This is a genomic window from Oceanobacillus sp. FSL K6-0127, assembly GCF_037983385.1.
Classification (GTDB): Bacteria; Bacillota; Bacilli; order Bacillales; family Amphibacillaceae; genus Oceanobacillus; species Oceanobacillus profundus.
Window position 1 is genome coordinate 3,562,077 of sequence record NZ_CP150287.1, and the last position, 19,622, is coordinate 3,581,698.

Genomic DNA, 19,622 nt, shown 5'->3' on the forward strand with positions numbered 1-19,622 from the left:
AGAAAAATTAATCAATGGTGGGTGAAATATTGGAGGCTAGCGAAAGCTTTACGAACATTAAAATGAACTTACACTGAATAGCCCTGGACTTTAAACACACGGTCAAGTCCAAGGCTATAAGAAACGCTTATTTTACGCTGAATAATACTGCAAAAGTCGAGAGTAAACGGAACGGGCTATTCTTTTATCATGTGTTCCATGTACAATTGCACGTCCGTCCCGAAAGAAAACAATCCTAAATTCCCCAAAAACACAGGAAAGTAAGAAAGGATTGATTAATAGGTTTGTTGCATTTCCTTTTAACCTATCCATGAAGACGTTTAATTCAAACACTCTTGAAGTAGCAGGCCGAATTTGCACCGCATCTCTTCCACATAACACATCAGATTTCATTTGATTCTCAAATTTCAAGTAAGGATACGTTGGTTGCTCCCCACATGTTGGACAATGGCTATTTTTAAGACGTGTCACATCTATTTCAGCCTTTTCATCCTTCCACATATCAAGCGACCTGAGCACCGGCGATATCTGGGCTCCAGTTAAAATTTTTAAAGCATAGGTTACTTGTGTTGCAGTAACCATTTGAACAATTGGACTGATCACCCCTACCGTCTCACACGTCATGCCATCCACCGGTAAATGATTTAGTAAACAATGCAAACAAGGTGTGACATTTGGAATAACTGGAAATGTGGAACCGTAACTCGAAACACATGCCCCCATGATAAATGGAATGTCATGTTTTACAGCTGCATCATTTACGATTAGACGCGTTTCAAAATTATCCGTAGCATCGAGAATAACATCATGACCCTTTATCATTTCTTCAATATTTAAACCGTGGACATCTTCAATAAGACTGTTAATATCTATCCCACTATTGATTTGCTCAAGCCTCTTCTTTGCAGCGAATGCTTTAGGAAGCTTATCCCGGACATCCGCCTCGCTATATAATTGCTGTCGTTGTAGATTACTCCATTCAACATAATCCCTATCAACAATTGTTAGTTTACCAACACCTGCTCTTGCAAGCATTTCTGCACTGCTGGAACCCAATGCACCTGCTCCGATGATAATAACACTTCCAGATTCTACTTTCTTTTGCGATTCCTTTCCTAAAAATAATTCTTGGCGAGAGTAGCGTGTCTTCACGTTCCTACCATCCCTGTTGTCGGACTGCTTGCCACTGCATAGTCTTTTTCTTCTATTCTTCCCGCTTCATACCCCAGCCTGCCAGCTTCCAGCGCATATTTTACAGCTTTCGCCATCTTGATTGGATCTTTTGCTCCAGAAACCGCAGTATTTAAAAGCACTCCATCTGCTCCAAGCTCCATTGCATATGCCACATCCCTAGGAGATCCAATTCCCGCATCAACAATTACGGGTACATTGGATTGTTCAATAATAAATGCTAGATTTAAAGGATTAATGATTCCTTTTCCCGAACCAATAGGACTTGCACCTGGCATAACAGCATGAACTCCCAAATCTTCCAGACGTTTCGCCAAAACAACATCATCTGACGTATATGGCAGCACGATAAACCCTTCCTCAAGGAGCATTTCGGATGCTTTTAAAGTTTCTATTGGATCTGGCAAAAGCGTGCGCTTATCCCCAATGATCTCCACCTTAATCATGTCACATAAACCAGACGCTTTTGCAAGTTTCGCTATACGAACAGCCTCTTCGGCCGTACTTGCTCCAGCTGTATTCGGAAGTAACGTATATTTAGTTAAGTCCAATTGTTCCAAGAAGTTTGGCTGACTTGCTTCAAAAATATTCATCCTTCTAACAGCAAACGTTAAAATTTCTGTTTCCGATACTGCTACTGCTTCTTTTTGAACCTCAAATGATGGGTACTTCCCTGTGCCTAATAATAAACGAGATTGGAAAGTACGATTAGCAATGGTTAACATAATCATCCGCCTCCTACAAAATGAATAATTTCTACGATATCCCCATTGAAAAGCCTTTTTGTTTCGTATTCTTCCTTCATAACAATTTCCTTATTTACCTCTACGACAGCAATCCGAGATTGTAATTGATAGTGTGCCAGCAACTCTCCGACTGAATCCACTACCTCTGGAAGTTCCACCTGTTTCCCATTCAGCTGAAATTTCATTTTTATCACCTCCTAAACTACTATGCTTTGACGACGATCTACACGAAATGTCTGCATCCATCCGTTATTTATGTCTTTTCCAACAACAAAATCACGAATCATTTCCCCGGTTGCTGGAGCAAGTAAAATTCCATTTCGGTAATGCCCACAAGCAATGAGTATTCTTTCTTCCTCTGGATGCCTTCCGATAAATGGGTTGCCATCAAACGTGCCTGGTCGCAATCCTGCCTGAACGTGATCGATTTTCCATTCGATTGCAGATGGAATCATGGCTTTTGCCTTTTCAATTAAAAACTTGATTCCTTCAAGGCTTACAGTATCACTCCAATCCTTCTTGATCATGGTTGCACCAATAACAAGCTTTCCATTATTTCTAGGAACGATATAACAGCTTTCATGAAATAGGGTATACTCTAATACATGCTGTTCACTATGAACGATTAAACTTTCACCTTTAATTGGTATGAGCTCTTCATCTAATCCAATTTGCCTAAATAGCCCATTACCATATACACCTGTAGCAAAGACAACATAATTTGCTTCGACATCACCATGCATTGTTCGGACAAGATAGTTGCCATCTTTCTTTTCCACTTGATAAACACCGTTGCTTTCCATAATGGATGCACCAAGGGCTCGAGCACTTTTAGCAAAGCTTTCACAGGTTTGATCTGGTATAACACTCACATCATCCTTTATATATGCTGCTCCTAATATATTTGGAGCAATCAATGGCTCCCTTTTCTTTACTTCTTCTTTATCCAACCATTCTGCAGTTGGTTGCTTCAGAAGCGGAGTAAGCTGATGCTTATCTGTATCTGAAAATACAAGCTTTAATATTCCACCTTCTTTGTATCCAATATCAATGCCGCTTAATTGATAAAGCTCATCCTTCAACCTGAGATATGCTTGTTGACTCGATCTGGCAAACGAAAATATTGTATCCTCGCCATTGCTTTCAGAATGAGCACCGAGCATACCAGCCGCAGCACTTGTAGTCATCAAACCAATTTGTCCTTTTTCAAATAACGCAACATCAACCTTTTCTTTCGCTAAGTAGTAGGCAATCGAACAACCAATAATACCACCACCTATTACGACTACTTCATAATGCTGTTTCACTTTGAAATTGCCTCCCTATATTTTTTTATCATCACGTTTGGTGCATCGGCATGGAAAATACCGGACATGATTGCAATTCCATCTGCTTTTGTCTGTTTCATTAACGGCACCTCTTCCAATGAAATTCCTCCGATACCATAAACTGGGATGTGAATTTCTCTTTTCATTCGTTCAATTGGCAAAATTCCATTTGGAGGTATTCCCCTTTTACTGCTTGTCTCAAAACAATGACCAAATATTATATAATCCGCCCCATCCGCTTCAGCTTCTTTCGCTTTTTCGAATGAATGTACACTGCAACCAACCCTTAGATGCGGATATTGCTTCTTCACTGTTTTTACTGGTAAGCCATGTTCTGGCAGGTGAAGATTTGGGATGTCACTAAGCAGTACGATATCAAGCCGATCATTTAGAATTACTTTTTCTTTATCAACCCCATTCATTTGCAGATAATCTAGTAGCTGCAAAATTTCACGGGCTGTTTTTGACTTTTCACGAATTTGGAGAAAATCAATCTCGTCGATGATGTCAATAATGGTATCTGTTAGCTTTTCAACAGTCATGCTATCTGCGGTTACAGCAATTAGCTTCATCAAACTCCCGCCCCTTTCTTTCAGGTTTCATCAAGAATCATTACCTAATAATGCAATTACAGTTTTTATGCACACAAAAAAACCACTTTCCTGCACACAGAAAGTGGTATCGTATTTGTATAATGAAACTAACAATACAATTTGCCCTTGCCACATTCCTACGCAGGTGCTAGCCTGTTCAGGTTTTGAGGGTTTCAAAGTAACTACTTTTTTCTCAGCCCTTATCAAGGGTTCCCCTAGTGAATAACGCTACGTATTTACTTATCATTACTTTACCACAAATAGAAAAATTTGCAAAGTCTGGATTTTTCAAATAATACAGTTTAAAGACGAGTTGTAGGCTAGATTTCACACAGCTTTTTTATTTTCGAACCAAAAAAATACCATTTTCATGTATACTAAAACTAGAAAAAATAGAAAGAGGTCTCAAATAATGAAAGTAAAAATGAACGTACAGACAGCATATCATGGTGAATTGCTGCGAGCAGGCAAAGTATATGAAATTGATGAAACGACAGCAAAGCGGTGGATTGCTAGTAATTTGGCAGAAGAAGTTAAAAATGAAAAGTAAGCTATAACCTTCCGCAATTGATGCGTCCAGAACAGTTAAATTGTATGGAAAAAATGCTTACTTCTTTAGTTAAAACTGTTGGATCAGACATCGAATAACAAACTGAAGCGGGCTGGGATATCACATCGATGAAAGAAAAGAATAACACCTGGCATCATGAGGTTATAGACGCAGTAAACATTATTAGAGTAGATAACAATCTTCTTTGGGAAAAGCAATAAGCATGAGCGCGAAATAGGTATACCAGGAAGCTTAATGAGATTCAATCTTCTAAACGCAACTGTAATACAGTACAAACCTCGCATATTGCTACCCGATTTTTTCCCACTAAATACAAATGTCAACCCCGCCGGATACACTTCGTGACTCTTTACTGTGAATAGCGGGGTTGACTATTTATAATGCATATTTTTTAGCACTGCCAATCTAACAGCACTGCTAGTTGAACAAATAGACGTTTCTTCTAGAACATTTCGTCTACTATCCAATAAATCTATCTATTCGCGAAGAATTCTTCCGCCTTTTCTAAAAATACTTCTTGATCAGGAGTCAAATCGTATTCCTCCTCGATCGCTGAAACAGGACAAACTGCTTTGCACGCACCACAGTCAATGCAAATGTCAGGATCAATATAAAATTGATCTGGTCCCTCTTCTATACAATCAACCGGACAGACACTCACACATTCTGCTGCCTTTTCCGGTCCACATGGATCCAATATTACAAAAGCCATTTATGATTTACCTCCTTACATACATCACTTTCTCTCTATTAAATGATAATGCTTAAACGTCTTGAAGTAAACCATTTGACTCGAAATTCCGACAACATTATACATAAACACTTACTCCTGGGCCAAACGGAATTCCAAAGTAGAAGAAAATTAACAGAAGAATCGTAAATGTAATCAAAAAGAAAATCGTATATGGTAACATTAATGCAATCAATGTACCAATTCCTGCTTTCTTATCATACTCCTTCATAAATCCAAGCACGATAATCAAATACGGGTTCATCGGTGTGATTACGTTTGTGGATGAGTCTGCAATTCGATATGCCGCTTGAACAAATGCTGGACTGTATCCTAAAAAGTAAAACATCGGTATAAAAATAGGTGCTTCTAACGCCCATTGTGCAGATCCACTAAATATAAACAAGTTCAATAGTGTTGTTAAAAGAACAAACCCTAATATAACAGCAATTCCTGTTAAACCAATGGATTCCAGCATGTTCGCTCCACTAATAGCAATCCAAGCTCCCATGTTTGTCCATTCGAAATAGGAGATAAATTGAGCTGCCGCAAATACGAGTACGATAAATCCGGACATGTCTTTTATTGCATTTCCCATATAGGTCCCGATATCCTTCGAGCTTTTAATCTTTTTTACTGTTACCCCATAGACCGTACCAACTAGAATAAACAAAAACAAAATTAATGGCACAATTCCAGATAAAAATGGTGAAGGGATGATTCCGCCTTCCTCATTCGTCAGTGGGGAACTAGGAATAAGAATTACTGTAACAATTAATACAACATATGCAACACCCGCAAGCACAGCATTACGCAATCCCTTTATTTCCAAGGAAGTTGTTCCCTTTACTTCTTTGGCTGCTCCACCTGCATAGGTACCTAAGCGTGGCTCTACTATCTTTTCCGTAACAAATCCGCCAACAAAAGTTAAAATAAATACACATGTCAACATAAAATACCAATTATCGACAGGTGTTACATAGAGATCTGGATTTACAGTACGAATCGCTTCCGTTGAAATTCCAGATAGCAATGCATCCGTGCCAGTAATCATTAAATTAGCTGTAAAACCGGAGCCCACACCAGCAAATCCTGCAGCAAGTCCTGCGAGAGGGTGTCTGCCAATATTATAGAAAACCATTGCAGCCAGTGGTGGAATAATAACAAACGCAGCATCAGATGCGATATTTCCCAAAATACCAGTGAAAACCACTGCATATGTAACCAATGATTTTGGTGCCTTTAAAATCGTACTCTTTATTCCAGTCTCTAAAAGCCCTACCTTATCAGCCAGGCCAATTCCCAGCATCATCGCTAAAACAATCCCTAATGGTGTAAAACCAACAAAATTGTCCAGCATCGATGTTAAAATATATTGCAGCCCTTCAGCTGAGATCAAGCTTTTTATAGCGAGCACCTCAGACTCACCTGGTAATGTGAACGTGACATTAAATAGTGAGATTACCCATGATAATACGATAACGATACCTGCAAGAATGACAAACAACATAAATGGATCCGGTAATTTATTCCCCACTCTTTCAATTCCGTTCAAAAAACTTTGCATGCCAAACCTTTTTTGTCCTCTTGCCATCAAATCCATCCCTTCTATTTTCTCTTATTTCAATGCACAAAAACGAAATACTTTTTTGGGCCTGCCTCGTACATTTGATTGCACCTCTCCACATTGCTCTGTAATTGCAGCCTTTTCTAGCAGGCTGACAATCCTTCTCCCATTTCTTTCTGTGCTTTTCAGCCACCTGGCCACATCACTAGCTGTAAATTCATATCGATTATATTTTCTTGAATAAGCTCTTATCTTTGAAACGATACTTGGACTTACACCACTGTGTCTAATTTTTTCTTGCCATTCCTCATCTAACTCCATCGTTTTAAATGCAATTGTTTCATTATCTGCATTCTTTTTTGTGATTGACTGGTCTTCATCGACAATAATAATAGATGTTGATTTCTCTGTTTCCAGTTGGTGGAATCCTAGTCTTACATGGTCTTCTGCTTGGGATACTGTTTCACCAAATCCAATCGAGATAGTCAATTGAATATTCTCCTGGACTTTAACATCCTCCATTATTTCAAATATCGCCACTTCGAATTGATCATCAATTTCTCCCCGGGTTGTGAATATAAAAAATAATCCATCACCTAGCTGCATTAATGATCCATTTATTTTTTCTGTTAAAAAAAGCAATGTTTTCCGCAATTCGAGTTCTTTATGTTTCATTTTGAACGAATAATACATCGCTTCTTCATTCGTATTAAACACTACATTGCACCCGATTACAGCCAATTGGGCATTTTTATAGCGACTGGATAGCGCCCGTTGAATTAATAGTCTAAACGATTGTTCGATCGATAAATAGGATGGCATAACCCTGTAAACAGGAATTCCTTTCTCTTTCAAAGCGATATAAGTAGAACGAATAAATGTAATAGCAACTTCCGATTTACCTTTTTCATATAGTTCCTCATGAAAAGCAATTTGCTTTTCGTTATGTTCATATCCTTGGAAAGGAATATTATTATAAATCATGGAGTGTAACTGATAAAAGGATAATAACTTGTCTATTTCTTCATTTTCAATCGTATCAATGCTTATTTTTTTATAGACCTTATCCTCATTAAGCTGCGCCTCAAGCAATGTCCCTAAAAAAGCTGATCCATTCATATCTGGATAGATTGCATGATCCATTGACAAAAGCGTATGCTCCATTGCATAAGAAAAATTCATTATTCCCGAAAAGAACCATTGATCAAATTGATTTTTATTATTCTTCAATATTTCGTCTATTTCCTCGAGCGATTCATAGGTAAATGGGACAATTGATGTATCGCTAAATTCCTTTGCAACAGTCATAATTTGATTTACAGAATCAGCAGGACCGATGACCCCAATTCTTACTTTCATATTGGTTCTCCTGCTTCCTGTTGTAAAAATGTCATCATAACCTTTGTTCCTTTTTCAAGACTTTCTATCGATGCAAATTCACGTGGATGATGACTTAATCCATCTTTACACGGAATAAAAATTAAACCTGCTGGCCAGTTCGCCGCCATATTCATTACATCATGACCAGCCCCGCTATTCATTGACAATGTTTCATACCCAATTGTTTTACTTGCTTGGGTTAATTTTGCATGCATTATGTTATCCATCTTGACTGAATCATTATCTACAAGCGTCTTTACACCAATCCTAATTTGCTTTTTCACTTCAAGCTCAGAAACAAAAGTACGAATATTTTCAGCGAAATCCCGTTTTAGTCTATCGTCAACACTTCGTATATCAATACCAAGTTCAACTTCTCCAGGGATTACATTCATTGCGTTTGGATGTAAACGGATTGTACTTACTGTAGCTACAAGTGGAACTTCACTTTTTTCATTTACTTTTAGTGCTTCCTCCTGCACAAAATTTACGAGTGGTGCAATGGCTACAAAAGCATCCTGCCTTTGATGCATCCGGGTTGTACCAGTGTGATTGGCCATTCCCTTTGCAGTAATTACAAGTCTTACTGGGCACGCGATCCCCTTTACAATACCAATTTCTGCACCTGTTTCTTGCAACTCCATTCCTTGCTCAATGTGCAGCTCAATAAAGCTTTCCAATGAATCAAGTGAGAGGGCAGCCGCTTCGATAGATTCCCAGTCAAGTCCATAATCTGTCATTGCTTGTTTCATTTTAATTCCATTACGATCTTTAATTGCTTCCATTTCCTTTAGTTTTAGTTGACCCGTGATTGCTTTGCTTCCAATCGTCGACACACCAAATCGGGCAGATTCTTCAGCAATAAAACAGATGATAGCGATGTTTTTTATCGGGTGAAATCCTATGTCCTGTAATCCTTTAACAGCAGTTAATGCTGTTAACACACCTGCAACCCCATCATAGCCACCACCACAATCAACGGTGTCTAAATGCGATCCCATTGCAATTGTTGATGCAGACGGATCAACCTCCCAAACAGCCCAGCAGTTCCCTGCTTGATCTTGATATGTTTTCAAACCGAGTTCAGCAGCGATTTGTTCAAATTGGATATGCGCTGCTTTTTCTTCCTTTGTAAAGCTAAGCCTCGTAAACCCATCTGGACGTGCCATTGTATCCGTCACATTGAGGGCTAGCAGTTTGTCCTCTAGCCATTTAGTCAAATTACTCAATTCCTGACCCTCCTTCAATGATTTTGATAAATGCATCCAATGCAACAGGAAGAACTTCTTCTTGAAAATCAAAAGCTTGATGGTGATGCGGGTAATTCAACTCTGTTCCAAATAACAAATAAGTTGCTTTCCCACCCTGTTGCTGTACACGATTCATCATAAAGCTTGCATCCTCTGAACCCGAAACCTTCGCTACCGGAAGAACTTCCTTTATATAATCACTTGATTTACATGCCTCTATTATTGTTGGTATTAATGCTTCACTGCAAATCATTTCCTCTGTAATACCGACAGGAGTGATCTCACAAGTCACGTCATGCATGTCTGCTGCTGCTTTTATGATTCGGGTTGCTTCTGTTAGCATATATTCATTAATTTTTTTAGTTTCTCCTCTCGTCTCCATTTCAAGAAAGGCGTCACTAGGAATTATATTTCTACCACTACCAGCAACCATTTTCCCAACATTAATTCGAGTAATGCCATCACTATGCCTAGGAATTGTATAAAGATTTGTTGCTGATACTGCAGCAGCGAGCAAAGCATTCTTTCCTAACTCCGGGTGCATTCCTGCATGAGAAGCAACACCAGAAAATGTGACATTGAACTTTGAGGATGCTAGAAATCCATCTACCGTTGCAGCAATGGTTCCAATTGGCAAGGACTGGATGCCAATATGTCCGCTATAAAAATAATCGACATTATCTAACCACCCTTTTTCAGTCATTGCTTTAGCACCTCGTCCACCTTCTTCAGCTGGCTGAAACAATAACGTAAATTTTCCTTTTAATTTTGATTGATAGGCAGCAATGTAGGAGGCAACCCCTAGACCAATTGTCATATGGCCATCATGGCCACAAGCATGCATGGTTTGGTCGATCATAGAATGAAAACCTTCTTTTGCAGGGATATGATTCGTATCCTTTGTTTCCGTAATTGGTAAGGCATCGATATCAAATCTGAATGCCACATGGTCTCCGGGTCTTTCAGTATCCCATGTTGCTACAAGTCCTGTAAGACCTCCACGCATTTTAGCAAGCCAGGACTCTTCCACTCCTTTTGCTTTTGCTTGGAGTTCATGTTTATCCAATTCAGTTTTATTTGGAACTCCTAATCTCGCATCACGCTCTAGTGCTTCTTCTCCTAAATGAATCGTAAATCCAAGTCCCTCTAGAACTTTTCCAAGACGGTACGTTGTTACATATTCCATAAAACCAAGTTCAGGGTATGAATGAAAGGATTGTCGCCAACTAATCAACTTTGGTTCCATATGGCTTACAAAATCAGACATATACTCACTCCTCATTTAATTTTTGTAATGCATCGATTGCAAATTGGACAAATAGCTTAGTTCCCTGTGGCAAGGCACGTTCATTCAATTTAAAATTCGCATCATGAAGTGGTGTCTGCTTTTCCTTATCTTCCAATTGTGTTCCAAGCCAAATAAATGCACCAGGGTATTTATGTAGGAATCTTCCAAAATCTTCTCCTGCTAAAGACGGCTTTTGTGAAGGTGTTGCATTCTCTCCAAGGATCTTCTGTGCAGAACTTCTGGCAAGTTTAGCCCATTGTGGTGTATTAATTGTTGCTGGATACCCATCCGTGTATTCAATATATGCTTTTGTATTAAAGGCTTCCGCAATCTGGTTTGTAATCTGGTAAAAGCGTTCTTTTAATCGCTCTCTAATTTCTGAATGATACGTTCGAACAGATCCTTGCAGCGTCACTTCTCGCGGAATAATGTTCGGTACACTGCCAGCATCCAGCATACTAATTGTAACAACAGAAGACTCCATTGGATCTAGGTTTCTACTAACGATTGTCTGCAGTGCAGTAATCAAATGCCCTGCTGCTATAACAGCATCATTTGCTTGATGCGGCATGCTTGCATGACCACCTCGCCCTTCTAAAATTATTTTAAAACGATCTGATGCTCCCATTACTTCCCGGTCATGCACACCGACAGTACCCGTTCGCATATATGGCCACACATGCTGGCCAAAAATTACATCCGGCTTGTATGTATCAAATACACCATCCTCCATCATGACCTGCGCTCCACCTTTTGGTGATGCTTCTTCTGCCGGTTGAAAAACAAGCAACACTGTTCCATTAATCTCTTCCTTTAGTTGCTGAAGAACATATCCTGCACCAAGTAACATAGCTGTATGAGCATCATGTCCACATGCATGCATCACATTTGGGTGTTTAGATACAAAATCATCTTCATTTAATTCCTGTATTGGTAATGCGTCGATGTCTGCACGTAACGCAACGATGTTATCGGAATCTTTACCTTTAATAATCCCCAAAACCCCATGTTCGGCAAAGCCAGTTTTCAAGGGAATTCCATAATCTGTTAGCTTCTGTTGAATATAGTGGGATGTTTTGACCTCTTGATTACTAAGCTCTGGATATTGATGCAAATGACGTCGGTTAGCGATAATTTCCTGTTCCACTTGCTTCAAATATGTGTCTATCTTTCGTTGCATTAATCTACCTCCAAAAATATAACTCATTTACGGAAAATTACCTTTAATATTCCGTTAAAATGGATTATACAGAATTTTTAACCTGTTGTATATATTTTGTTTATATAAAGTTGATGATGTTTTAGTTTCAATACAAATGGGAAAATAAATTATATCTTAAGAAATAAAGGAGTTTTTTAATTGAAAACGTATAGTGTCACACCAAATGTAGATGCAAGTGCTTGGTTTGTAAAATTGGAGGACGTTGCACCAGAGGAAGTCTACGACACTAAGTCAGAAGCCATTGAGGCAGCAGAACAATTGGCACAGGAAAACACACCAAGCATTGTCGAAATACAAGATGAATATCATAATGTTTTGGAAGAAAAGAAGTATTAAATCACACCACACAAAAAAAGGGATAGCTTATCTACTGTAAGCTATCCCTAAACCTCTATTTCTTCAGCTTTGCCAACGCATCAGCGAGTGCATTGTTCTTAAAGCCATCATCCTGCTTTTTCAAATACTTATTTACATCTTTTTTCGATACTTTATGTTTTTTCTCTTCTTGTTTACGTGCATTAAATGTGGAAAGTTTTTCTCTGTGTCCACATTTGCATATAAACATTTGCCCTTCTCCTTCACCGCGAAGTTCCATACGTTTATGGCAGTTTGGACAGCGGGCATTCGTTTGTTTGGCAATATTTTTCTTATGCCCACAAGAGCGATCTTGGCAAACGAGTTTACGTCCATGCTTATTCTTAATTTCCAACATGAGCTTTCCACAACTAGGGCATTTCGTCCCCGTCATATTATCATGCTTGAACGTGTCCCCAGTATTTTTAATCTCCTGAACAGCTTGTTTCGTATAGGTTTTTATTTCAGAAATAAATTTATCCTTTGCAAGCTTGCCTTCTGCAATTAAGGCTAGCTTCTGCTCCCATTCCGCAGTCAAGGCCGGAGAACGCAAATCTTCTGGCACAAGATCAAGCAGCTGACGACCTGTAGGAGTTAAATAAATATATTTTCCTTTTAGCTCCATGTACATATTATTAAATAACTTCTCAATAATATCCGCTCTTGTCGCTACCGTTCCAATACCGCCTGTTTGATTAATTGTTTTCGCCAAATGTTTTTCATCCGAGCTCATATAACGAACTGGATTTTCCATCGCCTGTAATAAGGCACCCTCTGTAAATCGTTCTGGCGGCTTCGTTTCTCCTTCCGTACGAGAAATACGGATATCCGTTAGCTTATCACCTTTATGCATAACTGGTAAACGTTGGTCATCTTGAAGATCATCTTCACTTCTTCGGTTATTGTAGACTTCTTTCCAACCGAGCTTTTTAATCACTTTTCCTTTCGCAGTAAAACGCTCTGGTCCAATTTCAGCTGTAATTGTTGTTTGTTCATATTCATAGGCATCTGAAAGCACCGCTAAAAAACGTTTCACAACAAGATCATAGATTTTAATTTCCTTATCATCTAAATCCGCTAACAGAACCGGCTGTTCCGTGGGGATAATCGCGTGGTGATCCGATACCTTCGCATTATCGACAACTGCCTTGGAAAGCTTCAAATCCTTTTTTAAAATTTTCGCAGCTGATTTTGCGTACTCATCTACGCCACAAGCTTTTACGCGATCCTTTAATGTAGGAACAATATCTGAAGAAATAACGCGTGAATCGGTCCGTGGATATGTCAAAACCTTATGCTGCTCATAAAGCTTTTGCATAATCGACAACGTCTGTTTTCCAGAGAAATTAAAAATCCGATTGGCTTCTCGCTGTAATTCCGTCAAATCATAAAGCTGTGGGGCAAATTTTTTCTTATGCTGCCTATCAACTTGGACAACAGTTGCGGACTCATTTTTCAATTGATTAAGCAAAAGGTTTGCTTTATCTTCGGAAAAAATACGCGAATTATTTTTTTCATCCAGCCAAGTTAATTTAAATCCTTTGTCTGTTTTTGCTTCGATACCGTAGAATGCCCTCGGCTTAAACTCTTTGATTTCCTGCTCTCTTGCAGCAATCATCGCTAGTGTTGGCGTTTGAACTCGCCCACTGGACAATTGGGCATTATGCTTTGTCGTTAATGCACGTGTTGCATTCAGACCAACATACCAATCAGCTTCAGACCTTGCAACTGCCGATTCATACAGATGCACATACTTTGCACCAGGCTTGAGATTTTTAAAACCTTCACGTATCGCTTTATCCGTAACCGAGGAAATCCATAAACGTTTAGTCGGCTTTTTAATTCGGGCTTTCTCCAAAATCCAGCGGGCCACCAGCTCCCCTTCACGTCCGGCATCAGTAGCAATAACGACTTCACTGACGTCCTTGCGTGTTAATTGGGATTTGACAACCTGAAATTGTTTACCTGTCTTCTTAATAACGACTGGCTTTAATTTCGGCGGGAGCATTGGCAAATCTTCCATACGCCACGTTTTATATTTATCATCATAGACTTCTGGATCTGCCAATGTAACCAGATGACCAAGCGCCCATGTTACAATATACCTTGAACCTTCAAAATAACCATTCCCCTTTTTCGTACATCCAAGCACCCTTGCAATGTCACGACCAACGGATGGTTTCTCTGCTAATACAACTATTTTACTCATCAAAAAATCCTCTCTATATGAACGATCCATTCGGATTTCACTTACTTATTTCGTTATGAAATGAAGGAAACATCTAAAGATACTTTATCACAAATTAACTCTTTCGTGCAGGCATAACTGCCGCAAGCACAACGTAACCATCCTTTCCATACTATAATCTAGAACCTTGTAAAGGATATGGTTAGATGCTTTATTATACTGGATTACTCTTATTAGTTACAGCAGTTAGTTTAGATGGATTCGGCGTAGGAATCACTTATGGACTGCGAAAAATTAAAGTACCTGTGATTGCATTAATCATCATCATGCTCTGTTCAGGTATTATAGTTTATACATCCATGCTGGTTGGCGATTTGCTTAGCTTTTTTATCTCAAAAGAAGTGGCAAAGATCCTTGGAGGTATTATCTTAATCGCGATCGGTTTATTTTCATTCATTAATGTTATCCGAGCAAAATTAATAAATGCGACTTCTACTAATAAGGCTCACACGACTAGAATAGAAGATATTAAAACCGTAATGACAACACCTGATAAAGCTGATTTAGATCAATCCGGGTCCATTTCAGCCGGAGAAGCATTCCTGCTTGGCTTAGCACTTGCACTTGATGCATTTGGTGCTGGAATTGGCGCATCAATGCTTGGGTATTCCCCTGCACTGACTGCCGTTCTTACAGCGTGTATGAGTGGTTTCTTTTTATTTTTCGGTATGAAGCTAGGAATTTTTTTATCACAGCAAGAGAAACTGCAGCGCCTAACCTTTCTGCCACCCGTTATTTTAATTGCGATCGGGATTTTTAATATTTTTTAAGGGTCATTCCAAATGTCTGATAAACGTGCAATCATTAGAAAACCAAGGCATTTGCCAAGCCTTTTCATCGAATGCCTTAGTTGCGGATAAAAAAGTTTAAACTTTCTTATCTGTCAAAGATGGATCAGGCTCAATCACCTGATCCTCTTTGACGTCCATTTATAATGCTTTCACTTGTCCACCGTCAATAATGAGAGATTGTCCTGTAATGTATGTATTTGCACCAGATGCTAAGAAGACAACTGCTTTCGCAAACTCCTCTGGCTGGCCGAATCGCTTCATTGGAATCTGATTCTCCGTCTCTTCTATGATTGTTTCAACACTTACTTGACGCTTTTCCGCTCTCACCTTGTATAGCTCAAGTATCCGATCCGTTTCAACCGTTCCCGGACCAACTGTATTGACTAAAATATTATCAGCACTTAATTCCTGTGCCAATGTTTTAGAAAGCCCAACAATACCTGGACGCATTGTATTCGATAGTACTAAATTGTCTAGGCTTTGTTTAATAGATGATGATGCAAGATTTACAATATGACCACGGTTTTGTTTTTGCATGAATGGAACGACTGCTCTTATTGTTCGGACAAAGCTGAGCAGATTTAATTCAAATGCGTGATACCAATCATCATCAGACATATCCATGAATGAACCCGCTGGTGGTCCTCCTGCATTATTAATGAGCACATCAATCGTACCATTCCAGGACAATGCTTTTTCAACAAGTCGATCAATTGCCTCTGAATCCTTCATATCGCAAATAGTATAATCAACCTGTTCATTTCCTGTTTCCTGCTTAATTTCCTGAACTGCAAGATGCAATGCTTCTTCATCCCTGCTACTTAATAAAACATGAGCACCTTCCTTTGCAAACTCTTTCGCAATTGCCCTCCCAAGTCCTTTGCTTCCTGCTGTTATAATCACTGACTTTCCTTTTAATTCTAAATCCATCCGGAACAACCTCCCTATTTACCTTTTTTTCAATTATAGCAAAAATCATAATGAATACGAGTAAACTTAATCACTTAATCCTTAACATGAACACAACGCGAAAATGCCCGAGACAAATTGTCTTCGGGCAAGTCACGTGTTTATTCTTTTTTCATTAAAGCAATGAAATAATAAACCCGATTACTACTATTGCTCCAATTATCATTAGTATTGTTCGAATCATATTAATCTCCCTTTTCTGGAATGCATGAGCTTAATAAGAAGTTTCCCCTTATAATTCCATACCAAACATCTAAATTAAACAATGATATTTAACAGAATACTAAGTGTTACAATACTAACTAATGTTGCAATGAATGTAATACTTGAAACTAGGTCTGGTTCTGTATCAAACTCAATGGCGTACATTGTTGTTGTAGCAGCCGTTGGCATTGCAGAAATGATAATGATAACAGCGGCAATTACTGGATCTACATCAAGAATTGAAACAAAGATTATCCCAATTATCGGAGCAGCAATCATTTTCAATGTCACTGCAGAAATAACAACCTGCCAATTAAGTTTCAGTGCTGTTATCGAAGCTAACTGCATTCCAAGCATAATCATCATTACCGGAATAGCCGCACTTCCAACCATGTCTAATGTCGAATGAACCGAATCAGGAATTTCAACAGAAAAAAACTGGAAAACAAATGCCAAAACCGCCGCATAAGTAGTAGGCATTTTCAATACATTCTCAAACGCGCGTCGAAAACCACTTTTACTTCTGGAAGCATAATAAACACCAAAAAAGTTATTTTGTAATGCTTGAACAACCATTATGAAAATAGCATACGGTAATGCAGCGTTTCCTACTGTATACAGTACAACAGGCAAACCATAATTACCTGAATTCATAAAACCTGAAGCTAGAATCGAAGCACTTTCTGTGTTTGGATCCCATTTGAATATTTTTGCCAATATTTTATTGATGGCAACCATTATGTAAAATAATACAAGCATGTAAACTACAATCACCATATAGCCACTATTAAACTCAGTATCATATAAGGTTACAAATATAAGTGCTGGTGACAATATGTAAAGCGAAATAGCTGATACCGACCTTACATCTAGAATACGAATTCGTTGCAATATAAAACCTGAAGCAAAAACTGCCATAATCGGTACAATAATATTCAGAAATAAACTCATCCATGACATCTCCATTTTATTAGAACTATTCACTAGTTTATCACAATTTTTGGCACTTCTAGAATGAAAGACTATTTATCTTATTTTCTAGCATCTAATATTTCATTGTGTCTCCCTTTTTTTATCGTAAGCTCCTTGCCCTCTCGTTCAGGTGTAAAATTATGATTTGACAGAAGTACTCATGCATGGTATGATTACTCATCTAGTAACAAATAAGTAATTCTGGCATTCTACAATGTTTTTGAAGATGCTTATTCACACTGGCGCGACTTAGGGGTCGCAAGGACGTAGAGCAGGTAGGGCTACGTTGCTTAAGTTAGAGGACATCCAGTGGAACACGTACCGCGGTTAAGTGAAATTCTTGGCAGATAGAAAAGAATAAATGCTGCTATCTGTATATTGCAATGAATATTTGCATAGAAGACTTGGTAAATACTACGTTTTTGAAAAATAACTTTATTGAATAAAACAAGTAATACACTTTCTCACGCTATCAATTAATAGCTGATGAACAAGAATTTCCCACCCGAAACAATCGGGATAATAAAATAAAATTAAACTTATGTGTTACTTTTAAATCAAAGGGGTACTCTTAATAATGAGGGTACTCCTTTTCCAATACATACTAGGATTGCGCACATTTAGGACACTTTAGAAAAGAATGAAAGTAGGTAAATATATGCATACATTACCAATAGGCAAGGTACAAACAATGACTGTTTCTCGAAAAATTGACACCGGCTATGTATTAGAAAAAGACGGACAAGAGGCGCTTTTACATCATAATGAAGCCAATCATACTTACGACGAAGGAAGAGAAATTGATGTTTTTCTCTATAATGACAAAAAAGGAAACATTGCAGCTACAGCGACATTGCCATCCGTTCAAATGGATGTCTATGATTGGGCTGAAGTAGTAGAAGTTATTCCTAAATTAGGAGCTTTTGTTAACATTGGTATCGCAAAGGAAATGCTAGTATCTGTTGACGACCTTCCATTATTCGAAGCTGTTTGGCCAAATCCAGGAGATAAACTTTTTATTACTCTAGGTAAAGATCAAAATGGACGTCTGCTTGCAATACCTGCTACGGAGGGTGTCATTGCTAGAGAAATCGAACTAGCACCAGAAGAACTATACAATCAGCCGATAAGCGGAACCGTTTATCATACAAGCAAAGAAGGATCCGCTATTATAACCGAAGATGATTATCGCGGATTCATTCATCATACAGAACGTAAAGAAGAGCCAAGACTCGGTGAATTCGTTCATGGGCGTGTGATTGATGTGAAGGAAGATGGGACATTAAATGTTTCCCTTCGCCCATTAAAACAGGATAGTATCGGAGAAGATGCTACGAGCATTTTAGCACATTTGGAAGAAAACAATGGTGTTATTCCCTTTAACGATAAGAGTGATCCAGAAGACATCCGTGGAACATTTCGTATCAGCAAGGCAGCATTTAAACGAGCTTTAGGCAGACTTTTAAAAGAAGGTAAAGTGGAACAACGTGATGGAATGACTTATTTAAAGTAAAAAACACAGCATCTTTCAAAAGATGCTGTGTTTTTTATGCAGTTACATTTTGGTAAGCGTCAATAATTGATGTAATAATAAATCCAATTGCTGCTGAGAATAATGCTGCAATTCCCCAACCACCAAATCCTGCTCCTAGTATGTCTACTTTAGGAGCAATCGATGCTACTCCTAGTAGTAATAATCCAACAATCACTAAGAAGATATTTGGATAATAGCAAGACCTTGATTCTTTTGCGGTCATTTTAACAAGTAGAACGTTTGCAAGAAGTGTTACGATTGTTAAAATTCCCCCGATTGTAAAAACTGCCAAAATCATAACTTTCACCCCATAAATATTAAATGACATTACCTATAGTCTACAATTGAAAGAAATCAAAGTCAATTAGAATATCGCTTTTCAGGTAGATCGTGTCATCTTTTTGGAAGCGGTTCCTCTGGTTAAGTCATCCCTATTTTACATGGATTCGTCCAACTTGACCGTCCTCTAATCTAACTTTAATTCCATGTGGATGAAATTCTGATTTTGTCAAAAGATCTTTCACAACTCCTGCCGTTGTTTTTCCTGTGCGTTGATTTTGCTTCAATACGATTTCTGCTTTTTGCCCAGGATAAATATTTTTTCGATATCTTCCATCAACTATCATCTTGCTATTCCCTCCCCTAACTTCATTTCTTTAACAAAAATCTGATTTTAAGCATCTC

General features: G+C 38.4%; 20 protein-coding genes and 1 riboswitch. Of the genes, 4 read left to right on the top strand and 16 right to left on the bottom strand.

Annotation, left to right across the window (positions count from 1 at the left end):
• Positions 1-132: 132 nt before the first annotated feature.
• From MHH64_RS17605 to MHH64_RS17625, 5 genes are read right to left on the bottom strand one after another with little or no spacing between them, the layout of a single operon-like run.
• Positions 133-1,152, bottom strand: a complete 1,020-nt coding sequence (locus MHH64_RS17605) for a ThiF family adenylyltransferase (protein WP_303450483.1) — start codon at positions 1,150-1,152, stop codon at positions 133-135.
• Positions 1,149-1,922, bottom strand: coding sequence for a thiazole synthase (locus MHH64_RS17610; RefSeq protein WP_095310656.1), 774 nt, complete (start codon positions 1,920-1,922; stop codon positions 1,149-1,151). The genes MHH64_RS17605 and MHH64_RS17610 overlap by 4 nt, the downstream gene beginning before the upstream one ends.
• Complete coding sequence (gene thiS / locus MHH64_RS17615; protein WP_118889920.1) at positions 1,919-2,122, bottom strand: sulfur carrier protein ThiS; 204 nt, start codon at positions 2,120-2,122, stop codon at positions 1,919-1,921. Before thiS ends, MHH64_RS17610 begins: the two co-directional genes overlap by 4 nt.
• Before the next feature lie 12 nt (positions 2,123-2,134).
• Positions 2,135-3,244 carry a glycine oxidase ThiO gene (gene thiO / locus MHH64_RS17620; protein WP_118889919.1) on the bottom strand — a complete coding sequence of 370 codons (1,110 nt, stop codon included), beginning with the start codon at positions 3,242-3,244 and terminating at the stop codon, positions 2,135-2,137.
• Entirely contained in the window at positions 3,241-3,837 is a 597-nt protein-coding gene (locus MHH64_RS17625; protein ID WP_118889918.1) for a thiamine phosphate synthase, read from the bottom strand. Before MHH64_RS17625 ends, thiO begins: the two co-directional genes overlap by 4 nt.
• Positions 3,838-3,975: 138 nt before the next feature.
• Positions 3,976-4,085, bottom strand: a riboswitch (TPP riboswitch).
• Positions 4,086-4,270: 185 nt separating this feature from the next.
• On the opposite strand from MHH64_RS17625, the gene MHH64_RS17630 reads away from it, so the two are divergent.
• Positions 4,271-4,408, top strand: a complete 138-nt coding sequence (locus MHH64_RS17630) for a hypothetical protein (protein ID WP_168927295.1) — start codon at positions 4,271-4,273, stop codon at positions 4,406-4,408.
• A 493-nt stretch (positions 4,409-4,901) separates the two neighbouring features.
• Here MHH64_RS17630 and MHH64_RS17635 read toward each other — a convergent pair whose 3' ends face one another.
• The 6 genes from MHH64_RS17635 to MHH64_RS17660 all read right to left on the bottom strand — a co-directional run bounded on the left by MHH64_RS17635 (position 4,902) and on the right by MHH64_RS17660 (position 11,824).
• Entirely contained in the window at positions 4,902-5,141 is a 240-nt protein-coding gene (locus tag MHH64_RS17635) for a 4Fe-4S binding protein (protein WP_095310664.1), read from the bottom strand.
• A gap of 97 nt (positions 5,142-5,238) precedes the next feature.
• The gene (locus MHH64_RS17640; RefSeq protein WP_095310666.1) at positions 5,239-6,753 is read right to left on the bottom strand and encodes an AbgT family transporter; all 1,515 of its coding nucleotides are present in this window, start codon (positions 6,751-6,753) and stop codon (positions 5,239-5,241) included.
• 24 nt (positions 6,754-6,777) lie between these two features.
• Positions 6,778-8,085 (bottom strand): hypothetical protein, encoded by a 1,308-nt coding sequence (locus MHH64_RS17645; RefSeq protein WP_340002113.1) that lies wholly within the window; start codon positions 8,083-8,085, stop codon positions 6,778-6,780.
• Positions 8,082-9,335 (bottom strand): M20 family metallo-hydrolase, encoded by a 1,254-nt coding sequence (locus tag MHH64_RS17650; RefSeq protein WP_095310670.1) that lies wholly within the window; start codon positions 9,333-9,335, stop codon positions 8,082-8,084. The genes MHH64_RS17645 and MHH64_RS17650 overlap by 4 nt, the downstream gene beginning before the upstream one ends.
• Entirely contained in the window at positions 9,328-10,623 is a 1,296-nt protein-coding gene (locus tag MHH64_RS17655; RefSeq protein WP_340002114.1) for an amidohydrolase, read from the bottom strand. The genes MHH64_RS17650 and MHH64_RS17655 overlap by 8 nt, the downstream gene beginning before the upstream one ends.
• Positions 10,624-10,627: 4 nt before the next feature.
• Complete coding sequence (locus tag MHH64_RS17660) at positions 10,628-11,824, bottom strand: M20 family metallopeptidase (protein ID WP_340002115.1); 1,197 nt, start codon at positions 11,822-11,824, stop codon at positions 10,628-10,630.
• A gap of 180 nt (positions 11,825-12,004) precedes the next feature.
• Here MHH64_RS17660 and MHH64_RS17665 point away from each other — a divergent pair, with 180 nt between their 5' ends.
• On the top strand, positions 12,005-12,202 hold the full coding sequence (locus MHH64_RS17665) for a DUF2188 domain-containing protein (RefSeq protein ID WP_095310674.1): 198 nt from the start codon (positions 12,005-12,007) through the stop codon (positions 12,200-12,202).
• A gap of 55 nt (positions 12,203-12,257) precedes the next feature.
• On the opposite strand, the gene topB is transcribed toward MHH64_RS17665, so the two are convergent.
• Positions 12,258-14,429 carry a DNA topoisomerase III gene (gene topB, locus MHH64_RS17670; protein WP_095310676.1) on the bottom strand — a complete coding sequence of 724 codons (2,172 nt, stop codon included), beginning with the start codon at positions 14,427-14,429 and terminating at the stop codon, positions 12,258-12,260.
• Positions 14,430-14,614: 185 nt separating this feature from the next.
• On the opposite strand from topB, the gene ytaF reads away from it, so the two are divergent.
• The gene (gene ytaF / locus MHH64_RS17675) at positions 14,615-15,238 is read left to right on the top strand and encodes a sporulation membrane protein YtaF (protein WP_095310678.1); all 624 of its coding nucleotides are present in this window, start codon (positions 14,615-14,617) and stop codon (positions 15,236-15,238) included.
• A gap of 159 nt (positions 15,239-15,397) precedes the next feature.
• On the opposite strand, the gene MHH64_RS17680 is transcribed toward ytaF, so the two are convergent.
• Both MHH64_RS17680 and MHH64_RS17685 read right to left on the bottom strand, forming a co-directional pair.
• Complete coding sequence (locus MHH64_RS17680; RefSeq protein ID WP_340002116.1) at positions 15,398-16,189, bottom strand: SDR family oxidoreductase; 792 nt, start codon at positions 16,187-16,189, stop codon at positions 15,398-15,400.
• Positions 16,190-16,486: 297 nt separating this feature from the next.
• Entirely contained in the window at positions 16,487-17,383 is an 897-nt protein-coding gene (locus MHH64_RS17685) for an AEC family transporter (RefSeq protein WP_095310682.1), read from the bottom strand.
• A 679-nt stretch (positions 17,384-18,062) separates the two neighbouring features.
• Between MHH64_RS17685 and MHH64_RS17690 the strand changes: the two genes are divergently transcribed.
• Positions 18,063-18,917, top strand: a complete 855-nt coding sequence (locus tag MHH64_RS17690; RefSeq protein WP_095310684.1) for a S1-like domain-containing RNA-binding protein — start codon at positions 18,063-18,065, stop codon at positions 18,915-18,917.
• Positions 18,918-18,951: 34 nt separating this feature from the next.
• Here MHH64_RS17690 and MHH64_RS17695 read toward each other — a convergent pair whose 3' ends face one another.
• Positions 18,952-19,236, bottom strand: a complete 285-nt coding sequence (locus MHH64_RS17695) for a hypothetical protein (RefSeq protein WP_095310688.1) — start codon at positions 19,234-19,236, stop codon at positions 18,952-18,954.
• A gap of 133 nt (positions 19,237-19,369) precedes the next feature.
• A complete protein-coding gene (locus MHH64_RS17700; RefSeq protein WP_095310690.1) occupies positions 19,370-19,564 on the bottom strand; it encodes a YwbE family protein in 195 nt (64 codons plus the stop codon).
• Positions 19,565-19,622: the final 58 nt, after the last annotated feature.

Bases quoted from the DNA above. Each gene is read 5' to 3' on its own strand.
- MHH64_RS17610 (WP_095310656.1), bottom strand. From the start codon at position 1,922: ATGATTATGTTAACCATTGCTAATCGTACTTTCCAATCTCGTTTATTA.
- thiS (WP_118889920.1), bottom strand. From the start codon at position 2,122: ATGAAATTTCAGCTGAATGGGAAACAGGTGGAACTTCCAGAGGTAGTG.
- MHH64_RS17625 (WP_118889918.1), bottom strand. From the start codon at position 3,837: ATGAAGCTAATTGCTGTAACCGCAGATAGCATGACTGTTGAAAAGCTA.
- MHH64_RS17630 (WP_168927295.1), top strand. From the start codon at position 4,271: ATGAAAGTAAAAATGAACGTACAGACAGCATATCATGGTGAATTGCTG.
- MHH64_RS17635 (WP_095310664.1), bottom strand. From the start codon at position 5,141: ATGGCTTTTGTAATATTGGATCCATGTGGACCGGAAAAGGCAGCAGAA.
- MHH64_RS17640 (WP_095310666.1), bottom strand. From the start codon at position 6,753: ATGGCAAGAGGACAAAAAAGGTTTGGCATGCAAAGTTTTTTGAACGGA.
- MHH64_RS17645 (WP_340002113.1), bottom strand. From the start codon at position 8,085: ATGAAAGTAAGAATTGGGGTCATCGGTCCTGCTGATTCTGTAAATCAA.
- MHH64_RS17655 (WP_340002114.1), bottom strand. From the start codon at position 10,623: ATGTCTGATTTTGTAAGCCATATGGAACCAAAGTTGATTAGTTGGCGA.
- MHH64_RS17660 (WP_340002115.1), bottom strand. From the start codon at position 11,824: ATGCAACGAAAGATAGACACATATTTGAAGCAAGTGGAACAGGAAATT.
- topB (WP_095310676.1), bottom strand. From the start codon at position 14,429: ATGAGTAAAATAGTTGTATTAGCAGAGAAACCATCCGTTGGTCGTGAC.
- ytaF (WP_095310678.1), top strand. From the start codon at position 14,615: ATGCTTTATTATACTGGATTACTCTTATTAGTTACAGCAGTTAGTTTA.
- MHH64_RS17680 (WP_340002116.1), bottom strand. From the start codon at position 16,189: ATGGATTTAGAATTAAAAGGAAAGTCAGTGATTATAACAGCAGGAAGC.
- MHH64_RS17685 (WP_095310682.1), bottom strand. From the start codon at position 17,383: ATGAGTTTATTTCTGAATATTATTGTACCGATTATGGCAGTTTTTGCT.
- MHH64_RS17690 (WP_095310684.1), top strand. From the start codon at position 18,063: ATGCATACATTACCAATAGGCAAGGTACAAACAATGACTGTTTCTCGA.
- MHH64_RS17695 (WP_095310688.1), bottom strand. From the start codon at position 19,236: ATGATTTTGGCAGTTTTTACAATCGGGGGAATTTTAACAATCGTAACA.
- MHH64_RS17700 (WP_095310690.1), bottom strand. From the start codon at position 19,564: ATGATAGTTGATGGAAGATATCGAAAAAATATTTATCCTGGGCAAAAA.